The sequence below is a fragment of the Reichenbachiella ulvae genome (assembly GCF_025833875.1).
GTDB lineage: Bacteria > Bacteroidota > Bacteroidia > Cytophagales > Cyclobacteriaceae > Reichenbachiella > Reichenbachiella ulvae.
This window is the reverse complement of sequence record NZ_JAOYOD010000001.1, coordinates 2135057-2157660: the sequence shown is the minus strand read 5'-3', so window position 1 is coordinate 2157660 and position 22604 is coordinate 2135057. Positions and strand designations below refer to the sequence as shown.

Below are 22604 nucleotides of genomic sequence, written 5' to 3'. Positions count from 1 at the left end.
ATACCACCGGATTATCTCTGGTGGTTTTTTTCTTTCATGATCGGTCATTTGATCTTGTTCAAGGTTGCTTCTCTATCTAATAAATTTTGATGTTTAGGTATTTTGAGATTGGACTATTCTACCCTTTTTTAAGAATATAATTTATTGATAAAGTGGCAATTTGGTTTTTATGAAACTAAGAAATGCGCCAATGAAAAAAGACTAAGGATGAATCTAACTGGTTCTAAAGTTTGTACTAGGTGCAGCTGAATAGAACTCATTTAACTAAACTGAATTACTTAATTATATTAATACTTATGAAAGACTATTTACAAACTAGATTAGTTTATCTATCTAAATTACTTATGTCAGGACTTTTTGTTCTGGTGAGCTTTCTGGCAAATGCTAGTGAAGGCAATTTGTATCAAGCAGAAGTTTCTGTTTCGGGATTGGTTACATCAGGAGAAGACGGGTCTGAATTACCAGGAGTGACCGTCCTTGAGAAAGGAACTACTAACGGTACCATCACAGATATGAATGGTAAGTATACTTTGCAAGTATCCGAAGGGGCAACTCTTGTATTTACATCTATTGGATTTTTGGAACAAGAACAGACTGTGGGTAGCCAATCAGTAATCGATGTACAAATGCAGACTGATGTGAAGGAACTCGAAACGGTAGTGGTAATTGGGTATGGTACTTCCAAGAAATCCGACCTAACCGGGTCTGTCGCTTCTATAGACAATGAAGCCTTACAAAAAATCCCTAGTTCTCGTGTAGATCAGGTGTTACAAGGTAGAGCGGCGGGGGTACAAATCACGTCAGTAAGTGGTGCACCCGGGGCAGGAACTGTGATTCGTGTGAGAGGCGGAAACTCTATCGAAGGAAGTAATCAACCGTTATGGGTAATAGATGGTATCATAGTGGGCCAAGATTTCAACCTTAATAATTTGAATACGAATGATATCCGCTCAATTGAGGTGTTAAAAGATGCATCATCGATTGCCATCTATGGTTCGAGAGGCGCAAATGGTGTCGTACTCGTCACTACCAAAAGCGGAATGGCTACTGGTGGTAAACCTCAAGTGAGTGTGGGACTTTATACCAGTACCCAATTGGTACCTGAAAGACCGGCGTTTTTGAATAAAGAAGAACAGATCGAATACACGAATGAAGATGCTGCATATAGAGGGGTGGCTCTACCTTTTCCTGACGATCCTTCTACCTACGAAGACAATGATTATTTCAATATGCTTTTGGACCCATCACCGATCTATAATGCAGATGTATCTATTAGTGGATCTTCAGAGAATGGTAATGTGAATTACTATAATTCATTAAATTATTTCAATCAAGATGGTTTGATCAAGAATTCTGGAATTGAAAAATTCATTTTTCGATCTAATCTTGACATCAAATTGACAGATAGATGGAAGACTGGTTTTAGGATGAACTTTTCCAGAATCAAACAAGATAATGGAACAGTTGGGTATGGTGGTTTGTTGAACATCCTTCCTACTCAGCCTGTTTACAACGACGATGGAACTTACAATGGTTGGAATGAAGTGATTGGAGCCCCTTTCTCCAATCCAGTTGCAAATGCAGAGCTGAATACAAATGAAACACAAATCAACAATGTATTGGCCACTGCTTATTTGGAGTTTAAACCTACACCCAAATGGATGATCAGATCTACTTTCAGTCCAGAAATAGATAATACTAAGAGAAACAGATTCAATTCGAGTCAAAGTCCAGATCGATTGGTCGTAAATCAGGGCGGAGATGCTGAAGTAAGAGCTACTACTAGTATTGGATGGAATAATGAAAACACTATACAATACTCAACAGAGTTTGGTGATCATAGTATCACTGGCTTGGTTGGAGCATCTTTCCAACATTTTCAGGCAGAAAGTGTGAGTGCAGAAGCATATGGTTTTACTTCTGATGCAGTTGGATATAACAGCTTAGGGTTAGGCAGTGATCCCACTCGCAATATTGTAAATAGTTCATTTGATGAATTTTCAATTGTTTCCTTTTTTGGAAGACTGAATTACTCTTTTAGAGATAAGTATCTGTTGACCTTGGTGGCAAGAACCGATGGGTCTTCTCGTTTTGCTGAAGGAAACAAATATGAGTTGTATCCATCTGTGGCGGGTGCATGGAAAGTATCCAATGAGCCCTTTATGCAGGATGTTACTTTTATCAACAATTTGAAATTGAGAGCCAGTTATGGTAGATCGGGTAGTCAGGGTATTGAATCTTACAGAACCTTGGCACTCTTGACCGAGGCTAGTACTACCTATGGAGGTGTGCAGAACCCTGGTCTTACACTAGGTCGTCCAGCTAATCCTGCTTTGCAGTGGGAAACTACTGATCAACTGGATTTGGCGGTTGAAACTTCCATGTTCAACAACCGTGTTTTTGCTGAATTCGGATTTTATCGTAAAGAAACGAACGATCTTCTTTTAGAAGTAGTAGTACCACGCCAAACGGGTTTCTCTAGTCAATTGCAAAACATTGGGTCCCTAGAAAACAAAGGATGGGAGTTTTTGCTCAAGACTACAAATGTTTCTCATGGAGATTTTGATTGGGGGTCAACTTTGACTTTGTCTTCAAACAAAAACAAAGTCCTGGATTTGGGTGGTCAGGAGTTTATTGATGTTGTGATAGATGAGATTTTAGGATCGGGCAATACACGAATCATCGTCGGGGAGCCAGTACCTGTGTTTACCGGAGTAAAATATCTTGGTACATACAAGACTCAAGAGGAAATTGATAACTCAGGTATGAATGTAATTCCTGAATTAGGCTCCTCCAAATTTCAAGACTTGAATGGTGATGGCAATATTACCAATGAAGATAACATCGTGTTGGGAAGTCCTCAGCCTGATTTGGTTTTTGGATTGGAGAATTCGATCACGTATAAGAATTTCAATTTGTCTTTCTTTTTTCAAGGAACTTATGGCAATGAGGTTTATAATCTGAGAATGAGGCCTAATTATTTCACAAGAGGGGAGAATCCTAAATTCGCTGAGATTGCAGATCGATGGACACCTCAAAATCCAACATCAGATATTCCACGTGCAGGAGCCGCATCTGAATCCACTAATAGCAATTCAGAAATGGTTGAAGACGGTTCACATATCAGGCTAAAGACGTTGAGACTTACTTACAATCTACCAACTAATCAATGGGGCTGGAATAATATTGATAGAATGTCTGTTTACTTCTCAGGGACAAACCTTTGGTTGCTATCTGATTTCAGATTGATAGATCCCGAAACCAGTAATTTCGGAAACAGTGGATTAGGAAACATTGCACAGGGTTATTCAAGTGGTGAATATCCAAATGCAAAAGTCTTGACATTAGGTTTAAACCTTACATTCTAAAATCTAAATCGCGAACAAATGAAAAAAATTAATATAATAATCATAGCGTTGGTACTTTCTGTAACTTTCAGTTGTCAAGAGTTTTTGCAGGAAAATCCAAGAGATATTATCGCGCCAGAGAATTTCTTTTCGTCAGAGTCCGATGCGAGACAGGCTGTGACAGGCTTATATGCCATACTCAAAAACAATTCCATCTATGGTCAGGTTGGACTTGATCATTTTTATGACAATGGGGCTGATATCATAGAGCCTAATCGGAATGCGAATTTTGTAGAGCCCATTGGGAACTATACTCTTGACGAAGGATTGGCTGATGTGTCGGTTCAGAAGATGAGCGTATCAGATACATGGAAGGATTTTTACAAAATCATTTTGAATTCTAACATTATTTTGGATAGAGTAGAAGGGAACAATGCTATTCCAGATGCTGCTCAGGTCGATATTATCGCAGACGTCACCTTTATCCGTTCATTAGCCTATTGGCACATAACCAATTTATGGGGAGATGCCCCTTATTATAGAGAAGCTTTGGATTTAGATCAGATTAAGGTTTTGGGCAGGACTGATAAGGATATCATTATTCAAGATATTCTCGAAGATTTGCAGTTTGCTCAGGACAATTTGCCACGAGCTGATGAAATTCCTGATAATCAGCTAGGACGTGCTTCCAAGTGGTGTGCGGCGTTGATTATGGCCAAAATATATATGGCTGAACAAGATTGGCAAAATGGGTTGAATAAATGTTTGGAGATTATTAATCAATCCTCCCACGAACTTCAGCCGACCTATGCAGAAGTTTTTGATCCTAGCAATGAGTACAATGCAGAGATTATTTGGTCTCTTGACTTTGCTAAAGATATCAGAGGTCAATTCGAAGAAGGTGTGGTCAGACCAGATGGTTCATTACCGGCAGTTTTTGGTAATGGTAATTGGAGACCAAGTATGTTTAATCCGAGATTGAGAGATGAACCTGCCAATACTGATGAGAGAGGTGCTTTGGCGGATGCTTTGGCAGCTAGGGGGGAACAGTTTAATGGCACAGGCCTTCAAATAGCTACTATAGGATTTGCAAATAGTTTTCCAACCAATGATCTGAGAAGAGAGTTGAATATTATGGATAGCTATTTGGGTTTTGATTTGGCATTTACCTACATCCCCAAATTTATGAATCTCAATGTAGACACATCTCCAAGGTTCAATCATGAGGACAACCGAATGGTTTTCCGTTTAGCGGATATTTATCTGATGGCCGCAGAGTGTGAAAATGAATTGAATGGACCGGCCAATGCTTATCAGTACATTCATGCTGTACGCGAACGAGCCTATGCGACTCAGGCTGAATGGGAGTTAGTTGGTTTAACACAGCAGCAATTCAGGGAGGCGATTTATGATGAGCGTAAATGGGAGCTCGCTGGCGAAGCATGGAGAAGATATGATTTGATCAGATGGGGCATTTTGTTCGATGTAGTGCAGTCTGAAGAATACAGAACCTACACACCTGGAGCAAATATAAAACCTTATCATGTACTCTTGCCAATTCCCTTGCAGGAGCTACAAACCAATCCGAAACTTTTGGAGTCAGATCCAACCAATAATGGTTATAGGTAATACAATTAGTCTTAAACCAGCAGATTTTTCTGCTGGTTTTTTTCGGTTCTGATTTCTTCATAATTCTCACTTGTATATACAGAAAAGTGTTGGCAATAATCTGAACATCACACTAATATAGTGTCTTCTGTTATTGATTAAACAAGAGTACCCTTATGTTGGATTATTTGACTCTGTTCGAAAAGCTCGTCATACTAATTTTAAGCTTTATGATATGAAAGAATGAAAGTAAGATTATTGAAACGTTTAAAAGTTTTAGTCACTTCAGTAAGTACTATAATATGGTTCCTGTCTTGTACAGGAGAAGGGAACTTAGGAAAGGAAATTCTTCAGGAAGATAAAGAGGATGAAATTCCGGCTGATCAATTGATCTCCATCAATACAAAGGATAAAGTTGGACTTATGTACAACTTTTGGTCTACACGACCGATGATTAATCAAACTCAATTTGAGAGTGCAAGTTTTCGAAGCAGCCTCGAAGAATCAAAGTCTTACGTGAAAAGCTATAATCTAGTAAGGATGCTAGGTGGTAGAATCGATAATAAGAATATCTACTACAAAGGGGTGGATGAAAATGGAAATATCATTGTAGATTTTTCGGGCCTGTTGACTAGCATGAGAGGATTTATGCAGACTGGTTTCAAACCCAGAATAGTATTGGACAATGTCCCCTGGGAAATGAGTTTACCAAGAATAGAAGACACTTATGGTAATACAAAAGCACCAACTGATTATGAGATTTGGAGACAATATATTCGTGCCTTTCTACAAACACTCATCGATGAATTTGGGAAGGAAGAAGTGAGCACTTGGCGTTTCAGAGTTTCTACGGAACCAAACTATACTCCAGATCATTGGAGAGGTAGTATGGAGGCGTATTTCAAACACTACGATATCACCGTAGATGAGGTGGGAAAAATCTTGCCAGAAGCCCAGATTGGACCAGGCAACATGCTCACCGAAGGAGTGGCCACCTTTACCACGGAGCTGATCGACCACTGCGCCGTTGGTACCAATTATGCCACAGGCGAAATAGGTACGCGGATGGATTTCTTTAGCCTTTCCTATTATGAGAAAATTGATCAGAATACTGTCAGATTTGAGGAAAAAGTAGTCCCCTATCGAGATAAATTAGATAGCTATTCTCAATTCCAGGGTATTCCATTAGATATTCAAGAGTTTGGAATATTGAGAGATGAATTTGGAAACAGAGGCCTCAGTTTGAGTGATGCTACTGAGTTTGGAGCTAGCTGGTATGCTACCATTGCTGATCTCTCTTACCATTATCGTGTGAATGAAATATATGATTGGGGTCAATATACCACAGGTGGATTGGCTAGCGGGCGAAGAAATGTAACCTCTATGTTGTTGAAAATGGAAGGAGGAAGTAGACTTTCAGCTTCTAGGGGGAGCAGTGGTTTTTCAGGTATAATCCCTGTTGTTAAAGAGGGTAGAGTTTTTTTGCTTTTGTATAACCATAATACCACCCTCACCAGTATGAATCGTCAAATTTTGTACCCGGAAATTAAGGGGGAGCTAGTAAAAGCTAGTAGTTCCTTTTACATGAACGAGTGGACAATAGATAGAAATCATGGCATATTTATGCATGAACTCTATAAAGATGTCAAATCTGCTGGTATAGCTATCAAATCTGGTAAAAGTGCAAGAATCTATGGCAATAGACCGGGTGACTATTTTCAAGAAGGTTGGAAAGCCGTCTATGATGCCAATTTGAATAAATATGAAAAGCTGGCTCAATTGCCACAGACTGTGACAGATTCCACCATATTCAAAACCAAAGATGGGAGTATCATACTTAAAATGGAAATGGAACCCCACAGTGTAAAACTGATAGAATTGATTCCAAAATAAGCTAATCTGATAGAGTTGGATTTAAGGATTAAACAAAAAAATATGAACAAGTTATCGATACGTGTGTTGTTATTCTCTATGATGATTTTTCTGGTTATGGCATGCATACCGATAGAGAACAAGCCGGATACGCTGCTAAAAGTAGTGAAGCTTAAGACTGACATGATAAATAACCCAATAGGGATAGATGGATCCAAACCAAAGCTGTCATGGCAAACTCAGTCTGATGAAAAGTCGAAATCACAGTCTGCCTATCAAGTTTTGGTGGCATCATCACCGGATATTTTGAATGAGTTGGACGCAGATATGTGGGATTCCGAGAAAGTAAACTCTGATCAATCTTCACAAGTCTCGTATTCTGGTAAGGGATTGCAATCCTCTCATATTTACTACTGGAAAGTTAGGATTTGGGACGAGAATGGAGTTGTCTCAGAATGGTCCGATATCAATACGTTTGAAGTAGGTCTTTTGATTCAAGAAGACTGGGGTGCGGCCCAATGGATTGGTGTGAAGACCGATACGCGTACTTCAGCGCATCGATTCAAAGAATATAAGACCGGAAAAATGAAGTCGCCGGCGAAGGTAACTAGTCTCCCTGTGGGTTACTTCAGAAGTGAACTGGATGCAAAGGGCGCGATCGAAAGTGCGAGAGCTTACATCTGTGGACTGGGTTACTATGAGTTATATATCAATGGATCTAAAACAGGGGATCATGTATTGGATCCAGCACCATCGAATTACGATAAACAGGCCTATTATGTGACTTACGATGTTACTGAACAACTGAATGAAGGCAATAATGCATTGGGTATCATTTTGGGGAATGGGTTTTATGGACAAAATATTTCATGGAAAAATGACCCTGAATCCGAGAGGGATTTGTCTTATGGTACCCCAGCTGTAAAACTTTTGTTAAAGGTGAACTATCAGGATGGTTCAAGTCAAGAATTAATTACTAATGAAGATTGGAAGGTTAATACTGGACCAACAGTCTTCGATAATATTTATGGAGGCGATGTTTACGACGCTCGCTTCGAATTGGGGGAATGGAATACCACAGGATTCGATGATTCAGACTGGTCGGAGGTAGCCCTCTTGAGCCCTAAAATTGATAAGGTCAATGCCCAAATGATTCCTCCTATCAGAGAGCTAAAAGAGCTCAAGGCACAATCGGTTTTTAAGGTATCTACTGGCGAATGGATAGTAGATTTTGGTCAAAATATCGCAGGTTGGGTAGAAATTAGTGTGCAAGAAAAAGAAGGTCAGTTGATAGATATGATCATGACCGAAGCGCTCACCAAGGATAGTTTGGATGTATTCCTGGGATCAACTGGTGGAGGGGCTAATGGTCTCAAACAAAATCTGAAATACATCTGCAAAGGTGAAGGAATAGAAACATGGGCTCCAAAATTCTGTTATCACGGATTCAGATACGCAAAAATCAGTGGACTATCTAGGAAACCGGACGCTTCTACAATTAAGGCAGTTTTGGTAGCTACAGATATTGACGAGCTAGGGAGTTTTGAAAGCTCTGAGCCTTTGTTCAACAAGATGCATAATATTAGCAAGTGGACGATAGTTGATAATATTCATGGCATTCCTGAAGATTGCCCACATAGAGAAAAATGTGGCTGGCTCGGAGATGCGCATGCCTTTTGTGAATATGCCCTATATAACTATGAGATGGGTAATTTCTATCAAAAGTACATGGAGGATATTCGTACCCAGATGAGATTGGTAAAGGGTAACGACCAAAATGAGACAAAATATAGAGTCCCTACAATGATTGCACCTGGCAAGAGGACTTCATCCATTGCTAAATTAGATTGGGGCATTGCTACCATGTATTTGCCCTGGTACAACTTCAGGTACTATGGTGACAGTTCTATAGTCAAGGAATACTATGAAGATATGAAGGAACTGACACGCTATTACCTCTCTTTCAAAAATGAGGAAGGAATAATCGACAATGGTATGGGAGACTGGTGTCCACCTCGCTGGGACCGAAGATTGAATCCTTCGGCTATGGAGTGTCATCCAGTAGTGTCTGCCAATGCTTATTTTTATGATGTTCTCAATGTGATGGAGTATTTTGCTCGATTAAAAGGTGATGCAATTTTTGAATCCGAATTGGCTAATGAGAAAGTGGAATTGGTAGCTGCTTTTAACAAAGCCTATTTGATACCTATCAAAGGAACTGACTTTGCTTGGTATGGTAGTCAAACAGCAACCGTGATGGCGTTGCAATTTGGAATGGTGTCAGAAGATAAAATTGAACAAGTGCTGAATGGTTTGGAATATGATATCGTGGAAATAAAAGGAGGACATCATTCCACCGGTATTCATGGCAATCGATACATATACACCGTACTGAGTAAAAATGGTAAAGCCGATTTGGCTTATGAAATACTCACCGTTCCTACGTTTCCGAGCCAGACCTATGTTATGAATTACGGATTCACTACCTGGCCCGAAAGACAGTTTGAATGGGGAACAATGGAAGGTTTGACCAACTCATTGAATCACCCTATGCATAGTGGTTTTGCCGCTTATTTTTATGAATGTATAGGGGGGGTCAAATCAAGTATCGAACAGCCTGGGTATAAGCTGTTCACCGTTGATCCCACATTCCCTAGCCAATTGACCCATGCATCGGTGACCATTCCGACTCGCGAAGGACAAATTAAGAATAGCTGGGAAATGAGAGATGGCCTTCTGACCATGAAGTTGGATATTCCGTTTAACACTAATGCGAAGTTGATTTTGAGCCAAAGTGAAAGAGCTACTCTAAAAATTGATGGTCAAATAGAGGCCAACGATGAGAAAATATCTAGTGATGTGAAGTTAGGGTCCGGGATATATGAGGTCAGTTATATTAAGGAAAAAGATTAGTTGGTTAATAGTTTGTGTTTTTATTGGGTCATGATTTTTGGTTTTGACCCTTTTTTTTGCATTTGGCGAGTTATGCATCAATCTCCTTGAAAACTAATTTGGGTTATTTCACCCTTTGTTTGGACTTTTTTTGTGTGTGAATATTAAATATTTGATTGTTAGAAAGTTTTGTGATTTACTAATCCTTTTTTAATGAAGCGCTAAATAGTAGTGATTTCTGAAAAAACCACCCGTCCATGTTCGTAACCAGCCGATTACTATTAATGAATCAACTATGATTATGAAAAAGATGATGAAGACGGTAGAAATTGTATTGGGTCCTGCGCCTTGGTATGACTGTAGAAACAGCATCATGATCAATTATCATTTCGATTAATTTCATCTAGTTTTTATCATTTTATTCCAAAAACCCAGTATGATTACGATAAAATTATGCGAGGGATTAGTATATCTAGTCCTCATACAAATACTATTCTTAGACAATGCTGAGGCTAGCCCAGAGCATGATGTGTTTCAAAGACTGGGTACTGAACATGGTCTGTCACAGAGCTCAGTTATTTGCTCCTTGCAGGATAGCCACGGTTTCATGTGGTTTGGTACCAGAACCGGTGGGCTCAACCGCTACGATGGTCATGAATTCAAACGATATGTTCATGACGATTCTGACCCTTATTCGCTTAGCGGAAATGGCATATCTTGCCTACTGGAAGATAGGAGTGGTAATATTTGGATCGGGACAAGCAATGACGGTTTGAGTCGCTTTGATTATCAGAAAGGCAGGTTTGATCAATACTATGAAAATCAATCGGATAGCTCGGCTCTAAACAGCAATGTGATTCTTGATTTGTACGAAGATTCGGATGGTCGAATTTGGGTTGTGACCGATCAGTCGCTTATAATTTATGATCCAAAACTTGATACCTTTTCAGTTCCTGTCTTCGAAGAATTTAGAAATGGGATAAGAAACTCTAGAGTAATTTGCCAGGGCAGAGAAAATCAAATCTTCATCACATCTGGCAGAGAAGTATTATCAATAGATACCAAATCCATGGCCATAGTTTCTAAGGAAGAAGTCTGGAATGAGAAATCTTCACCGGGGTTGTTGGCTTCCATGGCTTATGATGGTCAATCTCACTTGTGGATAGGATTCTCTAGGGTTGGTTTGGTTCGAGTAGCTCTTTCTGGTAGCAATACAGGTAAATTGACTGTGATGCAGTCCATGAGCACACAGATTAGAGATTTATCTTTTGACTCAGAGGGTGATTTGTGGGTAGCCTCCAGAGATGGTGTCTATGTCATAGATCGAGAAGAGCAATTAAAAACTAATCCCAAGTATACACATTTTGAAAACGTAGAAAATGACAAAACTACCTTGAGTGTCAATTCTACTTTTTCGGTTTATCACGACAGAAATGGAGATGCCTGGATAGGTACTTATAGTTCTGGTGTCAATTACTATTACAGTGGGGATATGAAATTCAAATCTTACCGACAAATCGATGGGTTAGATCATTCGTTGACGGACAATCGTGTCAATTCATTTGCTGAAACCAAGGAAGGGATATGGGTTGGAACTGTAGACGGACTTAATCTTTTTGATGTCTCAACAGGTCGTTTTCAAAATTTTCAACATGACGAAAACGATCCCTCATCTATAGTCAGGAGTCATATGAAGGCTCTATACACAGATTCTGATGAAACATTATGGGTAGGGACTTTTAGGGAATTATTGGTATATGATGCTGATTCTAGAAAATTTAAAGTTCATCGACCCGAAATAGGAATTGTCAATGATATATTGGAAGTCGATCAATCTACATTGTGGGTCGGGACGAGTAATGGAGTGAGGGTCATTGATAAAGCAGATAGTAGCAAATTCAAATCTTATAAAGCAGGACAAGGTGGAATCAGTCACCGATTCGCTAGCTGTATAATGAAACGTAAAGATGGTAGTATCTGGGTAGGTACTGCCAATGGCCTCAATAAGTTTAACCCGAGTAAAGGAGAGTTTGTAACATACTATCATGATAGAAAGGATAATTTGACGCTTAGCAATTCATACATTACCACCATGTTAGAAGATGCAATGGGGGATTTTTGGATTGGTACAAGAGATGGTTTGAACCGAATGAATCCTGATGATACTACTTTTACTCGATTTGGTAGACTGTCTGGACTGCCTGATAACAACATCACCAACATTGTCATGGCTCCATCTGGTATATTGTGGATTACTTCCAATGCTGGTCTGTCAAAGGCCAAGTATGATAAAGAGAATAATCAACTTCAGGTAATAGAGAATTTTGATTCTGGAGATGGCTTACAAAATAACGAATTTTTTGAAAACGCACATCTTCTCAGCAATTCTGGAAAGCTGTATTTGGGGGGAGTCAATGGATTCAATGTTTTTGACCCAGAATACATGCCTAGAAATCAAGTGATTCCTGACGTAGTTATCACAGGCCTCAAATTGTTCAATGAGTCCGTAACCGTAGAAGACGGATCAGGAATTTTGGGTCAACAGATGTCGGCTACCAATTCCATTACTCTCAACCATAATCAGTCTGTCATCGCTTTTCGTTTTAATGCGATAAGCTATTATGGAGCAGAGCACAATCAACATGCTTATATCATGCAAGGTTTCGATGATGAATGGAACTACGTCGGGTCTTCAAGAGAAGCGCACTATACCAACTTGCCAGCCGGTGAATATATTTTTAGAGTAAAAGGATCAAATAATGACGGACTATGGAACGAAGAAGGTAGCCAAATCAAAGTCACTATCCTGCCAGCTTGGTGGCATACATGGTGGTTTAGAGGAGTTGTAGTGTTATTGATTTTTAGCGTAGGCTTCGTGTTCATTCGCCAAAAAGCAAATCGGGTTAAAGCGCAGAAATTACTCCTTAGTAATAAAGTAAAGGAAGCTACAGATAGGATGGAATTGCAAAAGAAAGAACTCGAAGAACAAAATTCAAGTCTTACGCTTGTGGTTGACGAGATTGGACAGATGGTCAATCATGCTGTTAACTCTGGCAATTTTAATGCAAAATTAAACTTGGAAGGAAAGTCGGGAAAATGGCTTGATTTGGCCAATGCCATGAATCACTTATTCGAGTCGGTTCTCAGACCATTCAATGAAATTAATAGAATAGTAGACCACATGGCTCAAGGTGATCTGACCCAAAGATATGAACATGAAGCAAAAGGAGACATCTACCGACTATCACAAAATCTAAATGCTGCTTTAAATAATTTGAGCCAATTGCTCAGCCAAATAAGAGGCAAGGTGACAATCATTGGAGAATCTTCGGATTACATGCTAAGTAACTCAAAGGAGATCAATACTAGTACTTCCGAAATTGCCACAACTGTATCTCAAATGAGTGAAGGAGCCCAAAAACAAGTACTGAAAGTTGAAGACTCATCCAATCTATTGGAAGGAATTAGTAGTTCTTCCGAAACGATCAATGTTCAGGCAAAGGATATTAAAGAGACTGCCACCCAAGGCGTTAGTAAATGTCAATCTAGCTTGTCTCAATTTAATGTGCTACGTAACAAAATGGAAGAAATTGTAACTTATTCAGATCAGACAAATGGATCAATTGAATCTTTATCTAAACGATCTCAGGAGATTTTTGGAATTCTTAAAATCATAAAGGATATAGCTGCTCAAACGAACTTGTTAGCCTTGAATGCGGCAATAGAAGCAGCTCAGGCTGGAGATGCAGGTAGGGGGTTTGCCGTAGTTGCTGACGAGATTAGAAAATTGGCCGAAGGATCGAAAAAATCAGTAGCTGATATTGAATCTCTGGTTGAAGGGGTACGCTCTGAGACTTATGCAACTGCTGGTCTCGTGAGTCAGTTGACTTCAACAATTCAAGAAGGTGGAGAGGCTACAAAGGATTCCTTGCAATTATTTGAAACGATTCTGCAGAGTTTCGAAGATACTTTCAAACAGTCATCAGATATCGTTGGAGCCACATCAAATCAAAGAGACGATATATCTCATGTAGTTAAGCTAATGGGGGATATTGTAGTAATTGCCGAACAAACCGCTGCAGGTACTGAGGAGGCAGCTACTTCCTCATCCGAACTGGCTACAGGGATGAATGAATACACCAACAAAAGTCAAGAGGTTTTGCAAATCACTCAGAATTTGGTAGAAGAAGTCAACAGATTCAAGCTGAACCATACTGATAATATGACTGATCATTTATTAGTGGACGAGAATGTTGAATGTGCATAGTTAGGTTCTGAAAATGCACGAACTAGATTTAAGGCCTACTATATTTAAAATGGTAAGTAGGGAGGAGGGTAATACTCTAAATTACTATTAATCTGGATTAATTTACCAGTCAGAATCAGACTGTAGGTCTATTTTTGAATCGGTTATGAAAGATTATATGAATCCTAATTTAGCCTTTCTGGCTAATAAAACTTAAGGCAACCAAGACTTCTTCTGTTTTAGTCTAGCAGTAATAAAGCAACCGGTTGTCAGAGCTAGTCAATTCAAGAATATCTTCTAAACCACAACAAGGGAAAACTTCGATCCATGGGCTTGCCAGCCCGAGGATTGATTTAATATTTAAATATTTACATATCAAATATAATGATGAAGAAAATTTTACTCACTGTTCTATTGATTGGAGCCATGAAATCGGTCAATGCTCAGTCTCCTCAAAAGGATGAAGTTTTAGATGCGATGAAGCGTGTTGCAGATTGGCAAATACTTCACTTCAGAGATGATTATACTGGCCGAGGGGCGCATCATCCGTTGCATTGGGTCAACGGGGCGTTTTATGTGGGTTTGGCAAAGTATGCCGAAATCGCCGGCACGGATGATTACTACAATTGGCTGAAAAATATAGGCACCGAACATGAATGGATGCTTCATAAGCGAAAATACCATGCTGATGACCATGCGGTAGGTCGGATGTATTTTGCACTATACGAAAAGTACGGTGATAAAAGTATGATCGAACCTACCATAGAGCAGTTCAAGTACATGACCTATCATCCTGCTACTACGAGCCTAGATTGGCCTTCGCCTTACCATCATGATCGGTGGAGCTGGTGTGATGCCCTGTTTATGTCTCCTCCGGTATGGGTGAAAGTTTATAATGAAACAGGAGATCAGCGCTACTTGGATTTCTTGATGAAAGAATTTAAGGCAACTACAGATTTTCTTTTTGACGAAGATGAGTCACTCTACTATCGCGACCAGAGCTATATGGACAAAGAGGATAATGGGACTAAGATTTTTTGGGGTAGAGGCAATGGATGGGTATTTGCTGGCTTAGCACAAATTCTGAGTGACCTAGATCCGAAATCAGAAGAATATGCCTATTTCTTGGCTATTTATAAGAAAATGGCTGCCAGACTACTTGAACTTCAAACAGAAAAAGGTCACTGGGCAATGAGCCTGCTAGGGGCAGAATTTTACCCCACACCAGAAACGAGTGGTTCTTCCTTTTTTACCTATGGGTTGGCGTGGGGTGTCAATAATGGCATCTTAAAAGGCAAGAAGTATGAAAAGGCAGTAATTAAAGCTTGGAATGCAATGGCGAGCTATATCACTGAGGAGGGTATGCTAGGATATGTGCAGCCTATCGGTGCAGCGCCTGGTCAGGCATTTCCAGACAAAACTCAACTTTATGGTGCAGGAGCATTTTTGAGCGCTGGATATGAAGTTTATAAGCTAGTAGGAGATAAATAGATCGGATAAGAATCAACACGCTGAAAAAAAATGAAAAGTACAATTCTTAATTTTCTCATAATTTCATTATTTCTAATTTCCTGTGCATCAGAAAAAAGTGATTTTAAAGATCTTTTTAATGGCAAAGACCTGGATGGCTGGGAGGTGAAAAATGGAACAGCACCTTTTACAGTTCAAAATGGTGAAATAGTAGGTACGTATGTGGGAAATACACCCAATACCTTCCTTTGTACAAAGGAGTCATATTCCGATTTTATATTAACATTTGAAGGGTACATGGGAGAAGGTACTAATTCCGGTGTGATGTTCAGAGCCCAAAGTACGCCAGAATATATGGAAGGAAGAGTACATGGGTATCAAATGGAGATGGATCCGTCTAAACGAAAATGGACAGGCGGTATCTTCGATGAAGCCAGGAGGAAATGGTTGTACACTCTAGAGCGAAACCCTGAAGTAAAAACAGCTTTTAAACTCAATGAATGGAATCAATTTAGAATTGAAGCAATAGGAAATAACCTGAGAATTTGGGTAAATGGTGTGCAAACCGCTGATCTAGTTGATGACATGGACGACTCAGGGTTTATCGGTTTGCAGGTGCATTCTATAGGAAAGAAAAAAGAGATAGAGGGCCGGCAGGTTAGGTTTAGAAATATCAAGATTTGCACAGCTAATCTTGAGCAAAATAGAATGTCGATAGAAAATACTATCGTCCAAAAAAGCTTCTTGACCAATCAGCTAACGCCAAGAGAAAAAGCGGAAGGTTGGGAATTGCTTTGGGATGGAAATACTACCGACGGATGGCGAGGCGCCAAATTGGATAAGTTTCCTGAAGAAGGCTGGTCTATTGAAGATGGAATGCTAATCGTAGCTGATGCCGGAGGGGAAGAATCTGAAAATGGAGGGGATATAGTTACCATCAAGGAATACTCCAATTTTGAATTGGAAGTGGACTTTAGATTTACTGAAGGAGCCAACAGCGGCATCAAGTACTTTGTTGATACAGAATTGAATCAAGGCAAGGGATCTTCGATTGGCTGTGAGTTTCAAATCTTAGACGACAAGATACACCCAGATGCTAAAATGGGTAAAGAAGGGAATCGGACATTGGCCTCACTCTATGATTTGATTCCTGCAGAAGCCAAGAAGTACAATTCTGATCTGCCCTATGCGAAGAAGATGGCTTATCCCTACGCATGGAACCGCGCAAGAATTGTAGTTAACGGTGCAGAGGTTCAACATTGGCTCAATGGTGTATTGGTGGTAGAATATAATCGCAGTGGAGAGCAGTGGAGAGATCAAGTGGCCGCTAGTAAGTACAAAGACTGGCCAAACTTCGGAGAGGCAGAACGAGGCAATATCCTACTACAGGATCATGGAGACCAGGTGTTCTATCGAAATATTAAAATAAAAGAGCTGTAAGATGGATGATATACGAAGAAGAGAATTTATAAAGAAAGCAGCACTAGGCTCTACAGGCCTAATGCTGAGTGCTTCTGGCTTGTCAGCCAAAAGTTATAGAAGAATTTTGGGATCCAACGATCGTATTGGCGTTGCTATAGCAGGCTTGGGTCGTAGAGTGCAAGCATTCTATCCAGCCTTTTATGATAAGAAAAATAACCTTGATCTCATCTACCTATGTGATGTAATGGAACATCAATGCAGTAGGGCGGCAGGGAAAGTAGCAGAGAATCTTGATTACAAGCCTAAGTTGGCTGTAGATATTCGTAAAGTACTTGCCAACAAAAAAGTAGATGCATTGATCAATGCTACCCCAGATCACTGGCATACACCGGGTACCGTCATGGCCTTAAAGGAAGGCAAGCACGTCTACGTAGAAAAACCATGTAGCCACAACATGGAAGAAAACGAATTGATTGTAGCCGCACAGAAAAAATATGATAAGGTTGTTCAGATGGGAAATCAGCAGCGTTCATCTCCGATTTCCATTGAAATCATCAAGGACATCCAGAATGGTGCAATAGGTAATCCGTATAAGGCGATTGCATTTTTTAACAACAAAAGAGGTGCGGTACCTCACCAGATGGCTGCTCCGGTTCCAGAGGGATTAAATTGGGAATTGTTTCAGGGACCGGCCGTAAGAAGAGATTATACATCCGAAACCTGGAATTACAATTGGCACTGGTATGGGTGGAACTATGGGACTGCCGAATTGGGCAACAATGGTACCCACGAACTAGACATTGCTCGCTGGGCACTGGGAGTGGACTTGCCAGAAGAGGTACAGGTAGATGCTGCAAAAACTGCATTTGTCGATGATGGCTGGGAGATGTATGATACGATGGAGGCAACCTACCGTTTCCCTGGCGACAAGGTGATCAAATGGGATGGAAAAAGTAGAAATGGCTACAAGCCATATGGTGCAGGTAGAGGAACGATCATCTACGGAAGCGAAGGAAGTGTCTTTGTCGATAGAGGAAAATATATTTTACATGACCGGAGTGGAAAAGTGATCAAAGAGTCGGCTTCCAAATCAAATGAGGAGGGGATGGCCCTTGGAGGGGGAGGTGATACTTCTACTGCGCATGTCATGAACTTTTTCAATGCCATCAGAGGAAAAGAGAAGCTCCAAGCCCCGATTGATGATGCGAGCATTTCTATGGCCATGGTGCATTATGGCAATGTGGCTTACCGAATCAAGAAAGGATTTAAAGTAGATCCTGAAACGGGTAAGATGCTGGATAATGATGCAATGAAATTGTGGGGTCGTGAGTATGCAGAAGGTTGGAAGCCGGCCATTTAATCGTTTTAGAACATGAAGTCTTCAAGAAGAAAATTTTTAAGGTTAACGGCAACTTCTGCTGCAGCTGTAAGCATAGGCATACACGCCTGTAGTTCTAAAAAGGAATTTACCCTGGAAGAAGTAGCAGACAGCGAAAGACTAAAAGTGGGTGTGATCGGAACAGGGATTCGGGGCAAAAACATCATTCAGGTACTTAACTATGTTCCAGAAATGAAGGTGGTTGCCATTTGTGATACTCTTGATTTTAGACTCAAAGAGGCGAGCGATCTTATCAAACATAAGGTGGTCAATTACACTGATTACCAAAAATTGTTGGCACATGATGGCTTGGATGCTGTGATTATTGCTTCGCCGCTACATGAACATTATCGCATGGTAATGTCTGCCCTTGATGCCAACCTCCATATTCTATGCGAGAAGGCATTGGCATATTCCATAGAGCAGTGTCGAGAAATCAAAATCCGAGGAGACCAATACGATAAGGTTTTTCAGGTGTCCTACCAGTATCAGCTCAATCCGGTATTTGAGGCGATCAAAAATCTGGTGGATAAAGGGTATCTGGGGAAAATCACCAAGGTAGAGGCATCCTGGGATCGGCATGGAGACTGGAGGAGAAAGGTGCCTAGTTCTGAATTGGAGAGGCAGATCAATTGGCGCATGTATCGGGAGTATTCAGGCGGACTGATGGCAGAACTTGGCTCTCATCAACTCAATATGGTAGACAGCCTACTTGGTGCTCATCCGATTAGAGTAGTAGGAACCGGAGGGATTGATTATTGGAAAGACGGGCGTACTACATTTGATAATGTACATGCATTGTTTGATTATCCTGAAGGTGTGAAGGTGGGGTTTCATTCCGGAACGACCAATAAGTATGAAGGGTACCAGATGAAATTTTACGGTGACAAGGCCACAGTGGTAAGTCATGGAATGAACACAGCAGAGATATTTCCGGAAGGAGATAGAATAGAAGAAGAATGGTCGAGTACCGTCGATGGAGTTTCCGGCGCCTCTATTAAAATCATCGGTGATACCAACAAAAGGAAGGTAGAACCTATAGGGGATGATGGAGTAGTATATCCGAGCAAAAATGATAATTTCAATATGACCTGGAAGCTCTACAAAAATTTTGCGGCAGCTATTAGGGGGAAAGAAAAACTATTACTTGGATTAAAGGATGCCTACCAAAGTGCTATTTCAGTCCATATGGCTAATGATGCTATTAGAAATGGAAAAGTTGTCGACTGGAGGCCTGAATTTGATATTTAAATGATTTGATAACATCAAAAATGAAGAATACGACAAAATAGATCTTCATTAAAAGAACGATGAACTTGAATAAACTACCGATATTTCTATTTTTTTTATTCCTATTGCTGCGCACCGAAAGTGGAGTTGCACAACGGACTCAGGTAAGCTTAAACAGCGATTGGAAGTTTAGTCTTTCGGATAATCCTCAATATGCTGAAAAGGGCTTCAATGATCGGGATTGGCAAATTAAACAAGTACCGCACGATTGGGCTTTTGAAAATGGTGTAAGCGAGAATGGAGCTCAAAGTCAAGGAGGTGGCTACCACGATGGAGGAATAGCCTGGTATCGCAAAACCATAGAAGTATCGAAAGAGAGCTTGGATCATGTGGTTTACCTAGAGTTTGAAGGGGTCTACATGAATAGTGAGGTTTGGGTCAATGGGAATCACCTTGGCAAGCGACCATACGGATACATCAGCTTTAGATATGATATTTCAGAATACCTTGTTGAAGGAGACAATACTATCGCAGTGAGAGTTGATAATTCCCTAGAGCCTTCGGCCAGATGGTATCACCCATGCGGGATTTATGCTTCGGTTAATCTCATTGAGGTAAATCCTGTTCACATCGAGCCGAATGGGGTTTTCGTCACCACGCCAATTATTAACTCACAATCGGCTAAAGTTGTAGCGGATGTACGTGTATCGGCAGATGATAAGTCAAAATTGAAGGTGAAATATCAGGTGCTGTCTGCCCAAGGGGAGGTGCTGAAAGAGACGACCAATAAGTTGGCCGCTTCCGAGGCTGTAAAGGGTGTTTTGGAAGTTCCCAATCCAAAATTATGGAGCATTGACGAGCCTACCCTTTATACCCTAGTCGCAGAAGTAATTCAAGGAAAGAAAGTTGTGGATCGTGTCGAAACCAAGTTTGGTTTCCGAACAGCAGAGTGGAAAACTGAAACAGGGTTTTGGTTGAATGGTGAAAATATAAAGATCAAAGGTGTCTGTGAGCACTGGGAAGGAGGACCTGTAGCAGGAGCCTGGACCAAACCATTGTTGCGCTGGAAGCTACAGCTGATCAAAGACATGGGAAACAATGCCATACGTCCATCTCACAATCCCTTTCCTCCAATGTTTTATGATCTATGCGATGAAATGGGGCTGCTCGTGATGGATGAACTGTTTGACGGTTGGTCTAGAAAAGCACCACACGATTATGGTGCGCAGGCCTTCGATGAGTGGTGGGAGCGAGACATGACCGAATGGATAGAACGAGATCGTAATCATCCGAGTATCATCATTTGGAGTCTGGGTAATGAAACTCATGGAGAGATTGCCAAGGACATGGTGGAGTTTGGAACTGGCCTTGATTCTACCCGATTATTTACTTCTGGTGCCAGCAATCCAGACGATATGCAAGTAATCGGAATCAATGGTGGATCAGAAAGCAAAACGTTCCTCGAAAATCGAACATTCGACAAGCCATTTGTGTCAACTGAGGCGCCACATACCTGGCAGACAAGAGGCTACTATCGTACGCAAACCTGGTGGAGAGACAACGAACTCAATGGCACTTATCCTCTACCGAATCTTACGGATAAAGAAATCTTCTTTTATGAGTGGACCGATCCAAAGAATTGGAGAAATAGAAAACAGAGCTTGAATTCATCCTACGACAATGCAACGGTTAGAATAAGCGCTAGAAAAAATTGGGAGGTGGTGAGAGACCTAGCCTGGCACAGTGGAAACTTTCGTTGGACAGGGTTTGATTACTATGGTGAGTCAGGATTGCCGCACGGAGGTTGGCCTTTCAACTTGTTTATGGGAGGTCCGATAGATGTTGCCGGATTTGAAAAGGATCTGTTTTATTTCTATCAAAGCCAATGGACTGATGAGCCTATGGTACATCTTTTACCACATTGGACACATCCTCGAATGGAAAAAGGAACTGAAATCCCAGTATGGGCATACTCTAATGCAGATGAAGTAGAGTTGTTCTTAAATGGTAAGTCAATGGGCAAAGACATACCAGGTACGAAGTGGGATGAGATGCAATGTGAATGGATGGTGCCATATGAGGAGGGTATCATTGAGGCTGTGGCATATATCGGTGGCAAAGAAGTCGCCAGAACCTTTCATCAAACGGCTGGCGGCCCAGTCACACTTGTGAATACAGTTACTACTATTCCGGCTGAAGATCAATTTCAGAGTTGTATAATTCTAAGCTCAGAAGCACAAGACAACCGAGGCAATTTTTATCCATACGCTTCCAATGCCGTGTACTTTACCCTAAATGGAGATGTTAGAAAAATATCACTAGAAAATGGTGACCCAGTAGACCAAACTAGTCGAGCCAATTCGAACTATCGAGCAATGTTTATGGGAAAAACCAGGGCTTTTTTAGAAATGAAGGAAGGAGCTAAAAATGGAAGTGTCTTGATCTCTTCGATCGTTGGGGATAAATCACTCTTTCTCTCTAATAAAATAACCATCGTGGCTGAGGACAAAGCGTTGTTCGGAACGCAGCCCGCCTCAGACTATATTATCAAGTTTACTACAAATGGAGCCGACCCTACTTCAGAAGGATTGATATACAATTCGCCTTTTGAAGTACAACATGGAACTACGGTAAAGGCTATTGTGATGAATGAAAATAAGGAAGTATTAATCACAATGGAAGAAACCTTTGGTGAAGGAGAAGGACTTTTCTGGGGAGACGAAACCAGTGATGATATCTGGGAAGGAAGAGGAGTCAATATTGGGGCTGAGACCGCAGAGTTGACGGGTAGCGCTAGGGCAAGCAGTGAAGGAAGAAGGTATAAACACAGCGGTTATGTGACGTTCGATGATCAGGAGGGAGCGATCAAGTGGTATCAGGAAAATGATGGCGACACTCGAAAATTAAATATTCGTATTCGCTATTCTCACCTGAGTAAAAATGGAGAAAGGCCAATGGAATTGGTCGTAAATGATGAGCAGGTTGCAGTATTTCAATTCGGCGATGTGGGAGATCTAGGGTCAAGATGGAAGTTCGAAGGAACTACTGTCGAGTTACAGAAGGGAGCCAATTATATAGAATTAAAAACCATGGGGAAAAGTGGACCCTATATTGACGAACTATTTATCGATTAAGGAAA

The 22604-nt window shown here is 40.7% G+C and carries 10 protein-coding genes; all 10 read left to right on the top strand.

The window, feature by feature from the left end:
• Positions 1–344: 344 nt before the first annotated feature.
• The 10 genes from N7U62_RS08435 (at position 345) to N7U62_RS08390 (ending at position 22599) form a co-directional block, all read left to right on the top strand.
• Entirely contained in the window at positions 345–3368 is a 3024-nt protein-coding gene (locus N7U62_RS08435; protein WP_264137504.1) for a SusC/RagA family TonB-linked outer membrane protein, read from the top strand.
• Positions 3369–3386: 18 nt separating this feature from the next.
• A complete protein-coding gene (locus N7U62_RS08430) occupies positions 3387–4976 on the top strand; it encodes a RagB/SusD family nutrient uptake outer membrane protein (RefSeq protein WP_264137502.1) in 1590 nt (529 codons plus the stop codon).
• Between the two features lie 222 nt (positions 4977–5198).
• Positions 5199–6848: a GH39 family glycosyl hydrolase gene (locus N7U62_RS08425; RefSeq protein WP_264137501.1), complete on the top strand. Its 1650-nt coding sequence runs from the start codon at positions 5199–5201 to the stop codon at positions 6846–6848.
• A gap of 42 nt (positions 6849–6890) precedes the next feature.
• Positions 6891–9740 (top strand): family 78 glycoside hydrolase catalytic domain, encoded by a 2850-nt coding sequence (locus N7U62_RS08420; protein ID WP_264137500.1) that lies wholly within the window; start codon positions 6891–6893, stop codon positions 9738–9740.
• A 415-nt stretch (positions 9741–10155) separates the two neighbouring features.
• Complete coding sequence (locus tag N7U62_RS08415; protein ID WP_264137499.1) at positions 10156–13986, top strand: two-component regulator propeller domain-containing protein; 3831 nt, start codon at positions 10156–10158, stop codon at positions 13984–13986.
• A gap of 363 nt (positions 13987–14349) precedes the next feature.
• The gene (locus N7U62_RS08410; RefSeq protein ID WP_264137498.1) at positions 14350–15456 is read left to right on the top strand and encodes a glycoside hydrolase family 88/105 protein; all 1107 of its coding nucleotides are present in this window, start codon (positions 14350–14352) and stop codon (positions 15454–15456) included.
• 30 nt (positions 15457–15486) lie between these two features.
• The gene (locus tag N7U62_RS08405) at positions 15487–16875 is read left to right on the top strand and encodes a 3-keto-disaccharide hydrolase (protein WP_264137497.1); all 1389 of its coding nucleotides are present in this window, start codon (positions 15487–15489) and stop codon (positions 16873–16875) included.
• A 1-nt stretch (position 16876) separates the two neighbouring features.
• A complete protein-coding gene (locus tag N7U62_RS08400) occupies positions 16877–18217 on the top strand; it encodes a Gfo/Idh/MocA family protein (protein ID WP_264137496.1) in 1341 nt (446 codons plus the stop codon).
• Positions 18218–18229: 12 nt separating this feature from the next.
• Entirely contained in the window at positions 18230–19486 is a 1257-nt protein-coding gene (locus N7U62_RS08395) for a Gfo/Idh/MocA family protein (RefSeq protein ID WP_264137495.1), read from the top strand.
• A 59-nt stretch (positions 19487–19545) separates the two neighbouring features.
• The gene (locus N7U62_RS08390) at positions 19546–22599 is read left to right on the top strand and encodes a glycoside hydrolase family 2 TIM barrel-domain containing protein (RefSeq protein ID WP_264137494.1); all 3054 of its coding nucleotides are present in this window, start codon (positions 19546–19548) and stop codon (positions 22597–22599) included.
• Positions 22600–22604 lie beyond the last annotated feature (5 nt).

Coding starts and splice junctions, on each gene's coding strand:
- N7U62_RS08435 (WP_264137504.1), top strand. CDS start 345: ATGTCAGGACTTTTTGTTCTGGTGAGCTTTCTGGCAAATGCTAGTGAA.
- N7U62_RS08430 (WP_264137502.1), top strand. CDS start 3,387: ATGAAAAAAATTAATATAATAATCATAGCGTTGGTACTTTCTGTAACT.
- N7U62_RS08425 (WP_264137501.1), top strand. CDS start 5,199: ATGAAAGTAAGATTATTGAAACGTTTAAAAGTTTTAGTCACTTCAGTA.
- N7U62_RS08420 (WP_264137500.1), top strand. CDS start 6,891: ATGAACAAGTTATCGATACGTGTGTTGTTATTCTCTATGATGATTTTT.
- N7U62_RS08415 (WP_264137499.1), top strand. CDS start 10,156: ATGATTACGATAAAATTATGCGAGGGATTAGTATATCTAGTCCTCATA.
- N7U62_RS08410 (WP_264137498.1), top strand. CDS start 14,350: ATGATGAAGAAAATTTTACTCACTGTTCTATTGATTGGAGCCATGAAA.
- N7U62_RS08405 (WP_264137497.1), top strand. CDS start 15,487: ATGAAAAGTACAATTCTTAATTTTCTCATAATTTCATTATTTCTAATT.
- N7U62_RS08400 (WP_264137496.1), top strand. CDS start 16,877: ATGGATGATATACGAAGAAGAGAATTTATAAAGAAAGCAGCACTAGGC.
- N7U62_RS08395 (WP_264137495.1), top strand. CDS start 18,230: ATGAAGTCTTCAAGAAGAAAATTTTTAAGGTTAACGGCAACTTCTGCT.
- N7U62_RS08390 (WP_264137494.1), top strand. CDS start 19,546: ATGAACTTGAATAAACTACCGATATTTCTATTTTTTTTATTCCTATTG.